The organism is Hyalangium sp., assembly GCF_035629615.1.
GTDB lineage: Bacteria > Myxococcota > Myxococcia > Myxococcales > Myxococcaceae > Hyalangium.
In genome coordinates this window covers 1-12,596 of sequence record NZ_DASPHO010000893.1, presented here as the reverse complement: position 1 = coordinate 12,596, position 12,596 = coordinate 1, and the positions used below count along the sequence as shown (strand labels likewise).

Below are 12,596 nucleotides of genomic sequence, written 5' to 3'. Positions count from 1 at the left end.
AGTCTACCGGTTACCATGCGCCCGCATCCGAACTCCGAGCAGTCAACATTGTCTGCCGTGGTTCGTGTCGGGGAGCACAGCGCTTGCTGGAAACCGTTGACAGCCAGGCCCTGAGGCCTCTGCCGGACAACCCCGCTGCTTCTTTTTTGCTTCGACCGCGCGACATCTCCCTGCGCGTGTCGTTCCCCTTGCAGAGCTCTCATCGCTCGGCCTGTCCCTCTTAAAAGGAGCACTCTCGGCCGCGGCGAGTGCTCCCCGTGCAGTTGCTGTTCGCAGTTCCCCCACGAGCAGTCCCAGAAGGAAGACGCATGCGCCTGAAGGAAAAGCTGTTGACCAGTCTGATGCTGGTGCCCCTGGCGGGTACCAGCGCATGGGCGAAGGAGCGCGGCAACTATGACGCGTTCCTCGCAAGCCATGAGGCCAGGAGCCTGCCCGCCACCGAGGCGCAGCTCCAGGCTCGCGGGGCCCGGGTCGAGCACATGGAAGAGCGGCTCGGCCTGCCGACGGTCCTGTGGAGCGCCCAGCTCACCCAGGAGCGCTCCAGCACCCTGGCCACGATGCGCCCGGAGCAGGCGGCACGGACGCACCTGCAGAAGTTCGCCGATCTCTACCGCCTGACCAGCGAGGACATCTCCACCGCCAGCCTCCAGTCCGTCCACAAGACGGACTTCGGCCCCGTGGTGGCGCGCTTCGGCCAGAAGGTGGATGGCATCGAGGTGTTCCGCAGCGGCCTCAACGTGGTGATGGACCGCAACAACAACCTGGTCGCCATCACCGGCTACATGGCCCCGCATGAGGCCGTGGCCGCGCGTGTGCGCACGGCGAGCACGGACTTCCAGATGAGCGCCGCGGAGGCTGTCACGCGCGCCTTCAAGGACATGACGGGCACCACCCTCAGCGCTCGCTCGCTGGCGGTCATCGGGACCCAGGGCGACTACTCGCAGCTCTCCTTCGAGCCGGGTGTCAGCGCCGTCATCCCCCACGCCATGGGCAACCCCGCCCGGGCCAAGAAGATCTACTACACCCTGCCGGACGGCCTGCAGCCCGCGTACTACGTGGAGCTCAACGTCGGCACCAAGAGCACCAACGACTCGGAGTACTACTCCTTCGTCGTGTCCGCCGCGGATGGCTCGCTGCTGTTCCGCAACAACCTGACCGCCGAGGAGGCGTACACCTACCGCGTGTGGGCGGACCCCACCTCGTACATCCCGTTCGACGGTCCGCAGGGCAATGACGCGACGCCGCACCCCACGGGCAACCCGGACCGTTATCAGGCGCCGTTCATCCCGGCGAACATGATCACCCTCCAGAACGCGCCGTTCAGCCGCAACGATCCCTGGCTGCCGCCCAACGCCGCGCAGACCACGGGCAACAACGTGGACGCGTACGCGGACCTCGGCGGGGCCGACGGCTACCAGCCGGAGGCGGACCTACGCCCGGGCACCACCGCACCGGGGGTCTTCGACTACACGTATGACGTGACCCGGTCGCCGAGCTTCAGCGCGGATCAGCGCAAGGCAGCCACCGCGCACCTCTTCTACGTGAACAACTTCCTGCACGACTTCTACTACGACTCTGGCTTCGACGAGGCTGCAGGCAACGCGCAGACCTCCAACTTCGGCCGCGGCGGCCTCGACAACGACAGCATCAAGGCGGAGGCCCAGGACTTCGGCGGGCGCAACAACGCCAACATGTCCACCCCGTCCGACGGCGCGCGGCCCCGCATGCAGATGTACGTCTTCGACGGCGTGCCCGCGCTCACCGTCCAGACCCCGGCCAGCCTCGCCGGCGTCCAGGATGCGGGCAGCGCCGGGTTCGGTCCCCTGACCTTCGATGTCACCGCGGACGTGAAGATCCCCAACCCGGCGGGCACCTCGGAAGGCTGCGCTGCGTTTGAGGCGGGTGCGTTCACCGGAAAGATCGCGGTCCTCGACCGCGGCACCTGCAACTTCACCATCAAGGCGATCAACGCCCAGACCGCTGGCGCCGTCGCGGTGATCATCGCCAACAACGCGCCCAACCAGCCGGCCCCGGGCCTGGGCGGCGCCGATCCGGCCGTCACCGTCCCGACGATGTCCATCACCCAGGAGACCGCCAACGCCTGGAGGACCGCTGCGTCCGCCAACACCACCATCACGGTGAAGCTGACGAAGACTCCGGATCTGGACCGCGACGGCACCATCGACAACGCCATCGTGGCGCACGAGTGGGGCCACTACATCAGCAACCGCCTCGTCGGTAACGCCAACGGCCTGATCAACAACCAGGGCCGCTCCATGGGCGAGGGCTGGGCGGACTTCCACGCGATGCTGATGACGGTCCGCGACGAGGATCGCAACCGCCCGGGCAACAGCCAGTTCCAGGGCGTGTACGCCATGGCCGGTTATACGCAGAGCGGTGGTGCCAACAACGGCTACTACTTCGGTATCCGCCGCGTCCCGCTGTCCACGAACATGGGGAAGAACGCCCTCACCTTCCGGCACTTCGCCAACGGCAACCCGCTGCCCACCAACCACCCCATCCTCGGCACCGCCTCGGGCGCTGGCAACTCCCAGGTCCACAACGGCGGCGAGGTGTGGTCGACGATGCTGTGGGAGTGCTACGCCTCCCTGCTCAACGCCTACCCGTTCCAGGAGGCGCAGGACCGCATGAAGCAGTACCTGCTGGCCGCGTACAAGGCGACCCCGATCGCGCCGACGCTGCTGGAGGCGCGTGACGCGGTGCTGGCCGCGGCGGCCGCCTCGGATCCGGCGGACTACGCCCGGTTCGTGCAGGCCTTCGCCAAGCGCGGCGCGGGCTTCGGCGCCAAGGCCGCGGATCGCAACGCCGTGGATCACGTGGGCGTCGTGGAGAGCTTCGCTTCCGGCAACAACCTCGAGGTCGTCAGCATCCGGCTGGATGACTCCTCCACCGCGTGTGACGCGGACGGCGTGCTGGATGTGGGTGAGACGGGCCGGCTCGCCGTGACGGTGCGCAACACCGGCGGCAGCCCCCTGTCGGCCTTCTCGGGCACGATCACTGCCAGCGGCGCCACCGCGGCGATCCAGTTCCCCGCGGGCAACACGCTCAGCTTCCCTGCGCTGCAGCGCTCCGGCACTGCCACGGCCTTCGTGCAGGTCCGGCTGGCCTCGGTCACCGGCGCCACGCCCCGCGCGGGCCTGAGCATCGCCTTCAACGAGCCCTCGCTGCCCGCCTCGGCCGCGACGGCCACCTTCGACAGCCGCGTCCACTATGACGAGGTGCTGAACACCTCGGCTGGGGACACCTTCGAAGGTGAGCTCTCCGCGTGGACGTACACCAACTTCGGCCGCCTGCCGGGCTTCGCGCCGGCCACCGAGAAGCCCGCGACGGGGCCCCTCAACCGCTTCCTCCACGTGCAGAACCACGGCGTCGCCTCCGACACGCTGGTCACCTCGCCATGGATCCAGGTGAACCCGACGGGCAACTTCATCATGACGTTCAGGTACCGTCATTCCCTCGAGGGGACTGCGGGTGGCGCGGGCCTGGCCGCTCCGTTCTGGGACGGCGCCGTCCTGGAGTGGACCGACAACGGGGTGGATTGGTACGACACCTTCCTCGATCTCGGCAGGAACCCGGGCTACGCCGCCTTCCTCCAGCCGAGCGACAACCCGCTGTCGGAGCGCGCGGCCTACGTGGGCACGAACGCGCTCTTCCCGGGCTGGTCGACGGCCACTGTCAACCTCGGCACGATCTTCGCCGGGCAGGGCGTGCGTGTCCGCTTCCGGATCGGCACGGACAGCGAGGCCTCCGCGTACGGCTTCGACGTAGACGACGTGCAGTTCACCAACATCGCGAACACGCCGTTCGGCACCCTGGCGGCCGAGACCAGCGACGGGAGCACGTGCAACCGCCGCCCGGTGGCGGACGCCGGCCAGCCGGCGCGCACGGTGAACGAGCGCGATGCCGCGGGGAACCTCCAGGAGGTGACCCTCAACGGCACCGCGAGCTTCGATCCGGACGGACAGGCGATCACCTACGTGTGGTCGCAGATCTCCGGCCCGGCCGTCACGCTCACCAACCCCACCTCCGCCACGCCTACGTTCACCCCGGACGTGTCGGAGACCACCACCTACCTGTTCCAGCTCGTCGTCCATGACGGCACGGACAGCAGCATCCCGAAGACGGCGCAGGTCACCGTCCTCAACAGCAACCGCGCGCCCGTGGCCGTGCCCACCGGCCCTGGCACGGTGCCGGAGCGCAGCACGGACTCCATCTCCCTGGATGGCACGGGCTCTACGGACGCGGACGGCGAGACGCTCACCTACGCGTGGACCCAGACGGCCGGCTCGCCGGTGACGCTGAGCGATGACACCAGCGCCACGCCGAGCTTCGCCACCCCCGAGGTGACCGCGGACACCGCGTTCACCTTCCAGCTCGTGGTGAACGACGGCATCACGAACAGCGCGCCGGCCACCGTCACGGTGACGGTGACCAACGTGGACCGCGAGCCCACCGCCAACGCGGGTCCGGACCAGACGGTGGAGGGCCGCACGGCCATCAACCTCTCCGGCTCCGGCAGCGATCCGGACGGTGACGCCGTCAGCTACTCGTGGGCCCAGGCCGACGAGGACACCGTCGAGGTCGAGCTGTTCGATGCGAACACGGCGACTCCGCTCTTCACCTCTCCGGACGTGAAGCAGGAGACGGTGCTGCACTTCATCCTCACCGTCTCCGCCAACGGGGCGAGCGCCACGGATCTGGTGTCCATCATCGTGCGCGCGGACAAGGCCCCGGCCGTCAACGCCGGTCTGGATCAGGTCGCGGATGGACGTGCGACGGTCACCCTCTATGGCTCCGCCAGCGATCCCGAGGGCGATGCGATCACCTACGCGTGGACCCAGGATGCAGCCGACACGGACCGCGTCGAGATCTCGAATGCGGACACGGCCACCGCGTCCTTCACCTCTCCGGACCTGTTCGTGGAGAAGGTGCTCACGTTCCACCTCACCGTCACCGCCAACGGGCTGACCTCCTCGGACTCCGTGAGCGTCACGGTGCGTCCGGATGGGGCTCCTGTCTCCAACGCGGGTGCGGATCGGACCGTGAATGCCCGCGAGTCCGTCACGCTCCAGGGCTTCGGCAGCGATCCGGATGGTGACGCCGTCACCTACGCCTGGACCCAGGAGAGCGGCACCGAGGTCACGCTGACGGGCGCGGACACTGCGACGCCGTCCTTCAACGCTCCGAACGTGAAGCAGGAGACCGTGCTGGTCTTCCGGCTCACGATCACCGCCAACGGGCAGAGCTCCTCGGACACGGTCTCCATCACCGTGAAGAAGTTCAACCGCCGCCCGGTGGGCAACGGCCCCGCGGCCTTCGAGGAGAAGGAAGGCACCGCCATCATGCTGGATGCGAGCGCGAGCTCGGATCCGGATGAGGACGCGCTGACCTACCGCTGGGTGCAGACGGGTGGCCCGCAGGTGCAGCTCACCGGTCAGGACTCCTCCAAGCTCCAGTTCACCGCTCCGGAGGTCTCCGCGGACACCATGCTGTCGTTCACCCTGGTCGTCACCGATGCGGACGGTGCTGAGTCGGACGTCGTCCCCGTCTCCGTCAAGGTGCTCAACCAGAACAAGGCGCCCGCGGCCCAGGCCCGCAAGCTGTCCGGCAGTGTCTCTGGGGAGACCGTCGCTCTTGACGCGTCCCTCTCCACGGATCCGGACGGCGAGAAGCTGACCTACAAGTGGGAGCAGACGGATGGCCCCTCGGTGATGCTGTCCTCCGACAATGAGCCGAGCGTCACGTTCCAGGCGCCGGACACGAAGTCCAACGTCACCCTCACCTTCAAGGTCACCGTCACCGACGCGCACGGTGCCTCGGCCTCTCAAGAGGTGCAGGTGGAGGTGACCCCGGCCGAGGAGGAGGGCGGCTGCAGCAGCACGGGCACCAGCTCGGGAGGGGCGATGCTGATCGCGCTCCTGGCAGGCCTGATGTTCTCCCGCCGCCGCATCACGCTCCGCGCCTAGTCTCGGCGGAACCGTGTAGCTGAACGAGGGGCGGCCTCCGGGCCGCCCCTCTTCTTTTTGGACGTCAGAAGGGCCAGCGCGACTTGCGGAGCAGTGCCGTGGCCTCGGCGTTCTTCGGCTCCAGCTTCAGCACGGCCTCGAGCTGGCGCTTGGCCAGGTTCCCGGCCTTGCCCTCCAGGTAGACCTGGGCCAGGAAGAGCCGGTAGGCGACCGAGTCCGGCGCCATGTCCACGGCGCGCTGGGCGTGGATGCGGATCTCGTTCCAGTCCAGCCCCAGTGTCTTCGCCGTCTTGGCCGCCCGGAAGGCCGCGTCCGCGTTCTGCGGATCCAGCGAGGAAGCCTTCTTGTAGCTGTCCAGGGCCTTGGGGAGATCCTGCTGCTTCTCCAGGTCGATCCCCCGCTGCAGCTCCGTCTTGGCCCGCTGCTCGTCATGCCGCTTGCGGACATCTGCCAGCATGGCGGCGGCTTCGCGGTTCTTGGGATCCAGGCTCACCACCTGGTTGAGCGCCGCGTAGGCCTGCTCGAAGTCTCCCTTCGCGATGGCCGCCTTGCTGCGCACCATGAGCTCGGTGAGGCGGTGGGTGCGAGCCAGGTAGGGGTGACGGGAGAGCCGCTCCTGACGCTCGGCCCGGCGCTCCTCATCGCCCGCCAGAGGCTCCTGCGGAACGGACTCGGACGCAGCGGGAGCCGACGCCGCCCCGCCTCGGAGGCGAGGGTTGGAGCGGAGGTAGGCCTCGCGCTTGTCCGGCGTGGACAGGACGGTGTGCGCCTCCAGGACGCGCCGGAAGATGCGCTCGATGCGCGCCCGGAAGGTGCCCATGTTCAACCCGGCATAGCGATCCGGGTGGTAGCGCAGCGCGAAGTCGACGAACGCCTGCTTCACCTCGTCGATGGACGCCCCAGGCTTCAGCTCCAGCAAGGCGAAGTAGTCCTTGCCCTCCTGCGCCTTCTCCAGGTCGATGATCTCTTTCTGACGTGCGGGCTCGAGGTCCACCAGCTCAGGCATGGGGATTCCCTCACGCAGGGGTGAGGACGCGCTCGAGAATGCGAAGCCCCTCGTCCAGCTCCTCGCGGGTGACGATGTACGCTGGCGCGAAGCGGACGGTCTTCTCTCCCGCTGCGTTCACCAGCAGCCCCTGCTCCCGGCATTTGGCGATCACCGGAGCGGCCTCCTGGTTCAGCTCGATGCCCATGAGCAGGCCGCGGCCGCGCACGTCCTTGATGATCGTCGGCAGCCGGGCCTGGAGCTCACGGCCCCGGGCGATGAAGTACTCGCCCTTCTCCTGGATCTCGCGGAGCATCTGCGGGTCGCGGGTGAGGCGGATCACCACGTTGGCTGCGGCGGCGGCCACCAGGTTGCCTCCGAAGGTGGAGCCGTGGGTCCCGCTGGGGAGGCTCTTGCCGGCCGCCTCGGAGCAGAGCATGGCGCCGATGGGCAGGCCGTTGCCGAGCGCCTTCGCCAGGCTGATCGCGTCTGGCTGGATGCCCTCGTGCTGGAAGCCGAAGGACTTGCCGGTGCGGCCGATCCCCGTCTGCACCTCGTCCACGAGCAGCAGCAGCCCGCGCTCGTCACACAGCTCTCGCAGGGCCTTGAGGAAGCCCGGGGGTGCCAGGCGCACGCCCCCCTCGCCCTGGATGGGCTCCACCAGGATGGCGGCGGTGCTGGGGCCCACCGCCTTGCGCACGGCCTCCAGGTCCCCGTAGGGCACGTGGAGGAAGCCGGCCGGCAGCGGCTCGAAGCCCTTCTGGTACTTGATCTGCCCGGTGGCGGTGACGGTGGCCAGGGTGCGGCCGTGGAACGAGTTCTCGAAGCAGATGATCTCGAAGCGCTCGGGGGTGCCGCGATCCTTCATCACCTTGCGTGCCAGCTTGATGAGGGCCTCGTTGGCCTCCGCGCCCGAGTTGCAGAAGAAGGCGCGCGGCAGGCCCGTGAGCGCGGTGAGCTGTGCGGCCAGCTCGATGGACGGCTCCGAGTAGAAGACGTTGGAGACGTGCCAGAGCGTGTCCACCTGGGCCTTCACGGCGGCAACCACCTCGGGGTGGCAGTGGCCCAGCGCGCACGTGGCGATGCCGCCGAGCAGATCCAGGTACTCCTTGCCGTCCGCGTCCCACAAGCGCGTGCCCTTGCCACGCACGAGGACGATGGGCTGCTGCTTGTAGTTCTGCAGCAGGTGGGCCTTGGCCCGCTCCATCCAGAGCTCGTTCTGGGTGCGAGGGGCGGCAGGGGTCGGCTCGGCCTTGGCGGAGCTGGTGGGCGTGGTGGGCGTCGGCACGGCGGGTTCCTCTCGTGGGCGGCGCGAGGCCGCAGGGCCGCCTCCCTTCGAGGCCGCCCAGGGTGAAGGCTACAGGATGTAGCGGGAGAGATCCTCGTCCTGGATGATGGAGCCGAGGCGCTCGCGGACGTAGGCGCCGTCGATGGCCAGCGTCTTGGGCCCCATCTCGCTGGCGCCGAAGGACACCTCGTCCAGCAGGCGCTCGAGGACGGTGTGGAGCCGCCGCGCGCCGATGTTCTGGGTACGCTCGTTGGCCACCTGGGCAATGCGGGCGATCTCCGCCACCGCATCCTCCGTGAAGCTCAGCTCCACGCCCTCGGTGGCCAGCAGCGCGGTGTACTGGCGGGTGAGCGAGTTCTTCGGCTCGCGGAGGATCCGGACCAGATCCTGCCCGCTCAGCGGCTCCAGCTCCACGCGGATGGGGAAGCGCCCCTGGAGCTCGGGGATGAGATCGCTGGGCTTGGAGACGTGGAAGGCGCCCGCGGCGATGAAGAGCACGTGGTCCGTCTTCACCTGGCCATACTTGGTGTTGACGGTGGAGCCCTCGACGATGGGGAGGATGTCGCGCTGAACGCCCTCTCGGGACACGTCCGGGCCCTGGCCCTTGCCGCCCTCGCGGCTGGCGATCTTGTCGATCTCGTCGATGAAGATGATGCCGCTGGACTCAGCACGGATGAGCGCGTCCCGCGTCACCCGATCGGTGTCCACCAGCTTGCCTGCCTCTTCCTGCTGGAGGATCTGCAGGGCCTCGGGCACGCGCACCCTGCGGCGCTTGGTGCGGTTCATGCCTGGCATGTTCTTGAAGAGATCCTGCAGGTTGACGCCCACCTCCTCCATGCCGTGCCCGGTGAAGTTGCGCAGGAACGTGGGGTTGCTGTCAGACGTCTCCACCTCCACATACTGATCGTCCAGCGTCCCGGCGCGCAGCTGGGCGCGGAGCTTGTCGCGCTCGGAGTCACCCAGCCGGGAGGGAGACGGAGTCGCGGGTGCCTGGAAGCCGAATGGCGGCGGCGAGGTGCTCGTCCGGGGCGCGTTGCCGTGGAGCAGCTCCACCAGGCGGTCCTCGGCCAGCTCCAGAGCGCGGGGCTTGACCTTCTCGGTCTCCTCCTCGCGCACCAGCGAGATGGCCGCCTCCACGAGATCGCGCACCATGGACTCGACGTCGCGGCCCACGTAGCCGACCTCGGTGAACTTGGAGGCCTCCACCTTGACGAAGGGGGCCTGGGCCAGCTTCGCCAGCCGCCGGGCGATCTCCGTCTTCCCCACTCCGGTGGGGCCGATCATGATGATGTTCTTCGGGTGGATCTCCTCGCGCAGCTCGTCAGAGACGCGCTGGCGGCGCCAGCGGTTGCGCAGGGCAATGGCCACGGCGCGCTTGGCGGCGTTCTGCCCGACGATGTAGCGGTCCAGCTCACTGACCACCTCGCGGGGCGTGAAGGCAGGCATCTTTGAGGAATCGGCCACGGGCAGCGCTCCTAGAGCTCTTCGAAGGAAACGTTGGAGTTGGTGTAGATGCAGATGTCCGCGGCGATGGCCATGGCGTGGGTGGCGACCTCGCGAGCGGACAGCTCGGTGTGGGCCATCAGGGCGCGCGCGGCGGCCAGGGCGTAGTGGCCCCCGCTGCCCACGGCGGCGATGCCGTGATCCGGCTCGATGACGTCGCCCGCGCCGGAGAGGATGAAGGTCTTGTCCCGATCCGCGACGACGAGCAGGGCCTCCAGGCGGCGCAGGAAGCGGTCGGTACGCCAGTCCTTCCCGAGCTCGACGCAGGCCCGGGCGAGGTTCTTCTGGTGCTCCTTGAGCTTGGCCTCGAAGCGCTCGAAGAGGGTGAAGGCGTCGGCGGTGCTGCCCGCGAAGCCGGCGATCACGTTGCCCTCGCCGATGCGGCGCACCTTCTTCGCCGTGTTCTTCATGATCGTCTTGTCGAGGCTGACCTGGCCGTCGCCTGCAATGACGACCTTTCCGTCGCGACGCACACAGAGGATGGTGGTGCCGTGGAACATGGTCCGGGGGGTTTAACAAGCTGGGGAGCGAGTTTCCAAGGGAGACCGCCTGGCTGTCCGCTTCCGGGCCATCGGGGCAGGCTAGACCCAGTGCGCCAACTCCACCTCGAAGCGCCGGGCCTTCAGTGCCAGCAAGAGCCGGTACAGGCGCGGAGAGATGAGCAGCTGCTCCTCTGGCCGTAGAACTCCCCGCCTGACCCCGATGAGCTGCCGCGTGCGCATCCAGTCGCTTCCGTCATTCCCCGCGCGCTTCAGCCACAGCTCCGAGAGACGGTTGAGCCCCGCCACATGTTTCAGAGGGCACCGGTGGCGTCCCTGCTCATCCAGATTGAAGGGGGTCTCCCCCACACGGGTAGGGAGGACAATATCCACAGGCTTCGAGGTGACGACCAGCTGATGCCACTCCTCGACCACCTTGCCCGTTTTGTGCCTCACGCGCCGGTATTCCGCTCCAGTGATGAGGTGTTTCTGGAGAACCTCCACCAGGCGGCCCATTCCACCTCCCCCACCCGTTCTGCTTCGACCCAGAAGACGGACCAGCCCACCTCAGCCAGTGATTCCTCAGTCCAGTCCCCCCACTCCATCACCCCTGCGGGCAGGAAGACTTGCTGCGCTTCCCTCTCCCCGTCCAGCACACGGCGGACCAGCACGCTCGTCCCTGGCGGGATGCCCCTTCCGGTTTCCTCCTTTGGTTCCTCATGCCCCTGGACGGCTCGCCCGTCAGAAGCACAGCCCGCCAAGAAGAGAGCCCAGGCCAGGAGATAGATGCGCATACTCATCATCGGCTCACCCTATGGACGCATGAAGAGACTGGGTACAGCGTGTCATAACTACCCTCAGAGGGGTCTCGCGGAGACGCCCAAGTGGGTGGCCACCACGCGCTCCCACCCGGCGATGCGGAAGTTCGTTGGCGTGTTGACGAGCCGGATCCGCCCCCGCGCGTCCTGCCGCACGAGCGTGGCCGAGCCGCCCCCGTCGAGCTGGATGCCCGTGTGGGCGCCCTGCTTCACGAGGAGCTGCGCGGCCTCCTCCAGCGTGAGGCCCTCGCTGTAGGCGAGCTGCTTGCCATCCACCGTGAGCAGCAGCAGGGAGCGGCCCGTCCCGTCCACGGCAGCGAGCATGCGCGCGTACGGGATGCGGCTGAAGCCATCCTCCTCGAGGGCCACCGAGGCCCCGTCCCGCACGACGTAGCCCAGCCCTGAGATGGCGTGCCACACCTCACCTGAGGGACGCTCGAAGCTGACGCGGCGATCTCGCGACAGGTACAGGGTGACCATGCGCTCATTCGAGTTGCCGTAGACACGCCCCGCGGACGCCGCCGTGCCGACGACATGCACCGGCTGCCCGACGTGAGGCTCGTAGTCGAGCGGATGGGTGTTGTGGAACGGATAGAAGTAGTTCGCGTTGATCGCGACTTGGACGCCATGCCGCGCCGCGAACCCACTTGTCTTGTCGGCGAACACGTCCCCCGCGCCCGAGGGCTGGGCCGGTGTCACCACGAAGTCGATGCCAGGAGCCTCCAGGTCGATCCGGACGAGGTGCGCCACCACCGGGCGTGGCTGCTGGAGCACCAGCCGCTCGTACCGCACGCCCGTGAACCACTCCTCGCGGACAGGCTCCGGCTGGCTCCGGTGCGTGAACCAGAACCAGTAGCCACCCACCGTGCCACCGGCGAGCCCTGGGAGCACCAACGCGAAGCCCCCCAGGATGCGGAGCCATGCGCGCACCCGCCACCTGAGCAGCGCCCCCACGCCCACGGCGAGGACCAGTCCGGACACGATCAAGAGCGGAGCGCCCAGCAGCGGCTTCATGACAGCACCTGTGGGGTCTGGCTCTGGGGTGGACTCCACCCATCCGGGGCTCCCCTCGACCCCGGCAAGTGACTCCTGCCTTCTCTCGGCGTGTCCCAGCGCGGCATGACGCTCACCCCGCAACACGTTACAGTGCTGTCGTGGCGCCGCGAGCTCTGGGCCGCCAAGGAGAGAGATCCGTGTCTCAACAGGACCGGCGGAGACATGCACGCTACCTCCTGCATCTGCCCGTCAAACTCCACCGGGCAGGTCAGGAGCTGAGCGCCGACGTCATCAACGCCTCGGCGGGAGGCTGCCTGCTGCAAGTGGCAGAGGCGCTCGCGCCAGGCGAGGTGCTCGAGGCCAGCCTTCCCCAGCTGAAGCTGCCGAGCACCCGGCTCGTCGTGGTGCGCTGCTCGTCGACGCCCTCGGGATACATGGTGGCGACGTACTTCGAGGCGACCCTGGCGGACGATGCGGCCATCCGTCAGCTCTCGGACGGTCAGCTGGCCTTCGACACGCCGCCGGTGGTGCACTGACGCG

At 68.3% G+C, this 12,596-nt stretch carries 9 protein-coding genes; 2 read left to right on the top strand and 7 right to left on the bottom strand.

The genetic code is table 11. The features are described from left to right. Positions 1-308 precede the first annotated feature (308 nt). Positions 309-5,987 (top strand): myxosortase-dependent M36 family metallopeptidase, encoded by a 5,679-nt coding sequence (locus VD972_RS44560; protein WP_324996089.1) that lies wholly within the window; start codon positions 309-311, stop codon positions 5,985-5,987. 64 nt (positions 5,988-6,051) lie between these two features. Here the strand turns inward: VD972_RS44560 and VD972_RS44555 are convergent, their stop codons facing one another. The 7 genes from VD972_RS44555 to VD972_RS44525 form a co-directional block, all read right to left on the bottom strand. After that, positions 6,052-6,993, bottom strand: coding sequence for a tetratricopeptide repeat protein (locus VD972_RS44555; RefSeq protein ID WP_324996087.1), 942 nt, complete (start codon positions 6,991-6,993; stop codon positions 6,052-6,054). A gap of 10 nt (positions 6,994-7,003) precedes the next feature. After that, on the bottom strand, positions 7,004-8,260 hold the full coding sequence (locus VD972_RS44550) for an acetylornithine transaminase (RefSeq protein ID WP_324996085.1): 1,257 nt from the start codon (positions 8,258-8,260) through the stop codon (positions 7,004-7,006). Between the two features lie 69 nt (positions 8,261-8,329). Next, positions 8,330-9,706: an ATP-dependent protease ATPase subunit HslU gene (gene hslU, locus VD972_RS44545; RefSeq protein ID WP_414654247.1), complete on the bottom strand. Its 1,377-nt coding sequence runs from the start codon at positions 9,704-9,706 to the stop codon at positions 8,330-8,332. A 29-nt stretch (positions 9,707-9,735) separates the two neighbouring features. Continuing rightward, positions 9,736-10,263 carry an ATP-dependent protease subunit HslV gene (gene hslV / locus VD972_RS44540; protein ID WP_324996080.1) on the bottom strand — a complete coding sequence of 176 codons (528 nt, stop codon included), beginning with the start codon at positions 10,261-10,263 and terminating at the stop codon, positions 9,736-9,738. Between the two features lie 81 nt (positions 10,264-10,344). Further along, on the bottom strand, positions 10,345-10,698 hold the full coding sequence (locus tag VD972_RS44535; RefSeq protein WP_324996078.1) for a hypothetical protein: 354 nt from the start codon (positions 10,696-10,698) through the stop codon (positions 10,345-10,347). Beyond that, positions 10,695-11,036, bottom strand: coding sequence for a hypothetical protein (locus VD972_RS44530; protein WP_324996076.1), 342 nt, complete (start codon positions 11,034-11,036; stop codon positions 10,695-10,697). The genes VD972_RS44535 and VD972_RS44530 overlap by 4 nt, the downstream gene beginning before the upstream one ends. A 63-nt stretch (positions 11,037-11,099) precedes the next feature. Beyond that, on the bottom strand, positions 11,100-12,074 hold the full coding sequence (locus VD972_RS44525; RefSeq protein ID WP_324996074.1) for a phosphodiester glycosidase family protein: 975 nt from the start codon (positions 12,072-12,074) through the stop codon (positions 11,100-11,102). A 179-nt stretch (positions 12,075-12,253) separates the two neighbouring features. Between VD972_RS44525 and VD972_RS44520 the strand changes: the two genes are divergently transcribed. Then, complete coding sequence (locus tag VD972_RS44520) at positions 12,254-12,592, top strand: PilZ domain-containing protein (RefSeq protein WP_324996072.1); 339 nt, start codon at positions 12,254-12,256, stop codon at positions 12,590-12,592. Positions 12,593-12,596: the final 4 nt, after the last annotated feature.

Excerpts from the sequence above, each read along its gene's own strand:
- VD972_RS44560 (WP_324996089.1), top strand. The coding sequence starts at position 309 with ATGCGCCTGAAGGAAAAGCTGTTGACCAGTCTGATGCTGGTGCCCCTG.
- VD972_RS44555 (WP_324996087.1), bottom strand. The coding sequence starts at position 6,993 with ATGCCTGAGCTGGTGGACCTCGAGCCCGCACGTCAGAAAGAGATCATC.
- hslU (WP_414654247.1), bottom strand. The coding sequence starts at position 9,706 with ATGCCTGCCTTCACGCCCCGCGAGGTGGTCAGTGAGCTGGACCGCTAC.
- hslV (WP_324996080.1), bottom strand. The coding sequence starts at position 10,263 with ATGTTCCACGGCACCACCATCCTCTGTGTGCGTCGCGACGGAAAGGTC.
- VD972_RS44530 (WP_324996076.1), bottom strand. The coding sequence starts at position 11,036 with ATGCGCATCTATCTCCTGGCCTGGGCTCTCTTCTTGGCGGGCTGTGCT.
- VD972_RS44525 (WP_324996074.1), bottom strand. The coding sequence starts at position 12,074 with ATGAAGCCGCTGCTGGGCGCTCCGCTCTTGATCGTGTCCGGACTGGTC.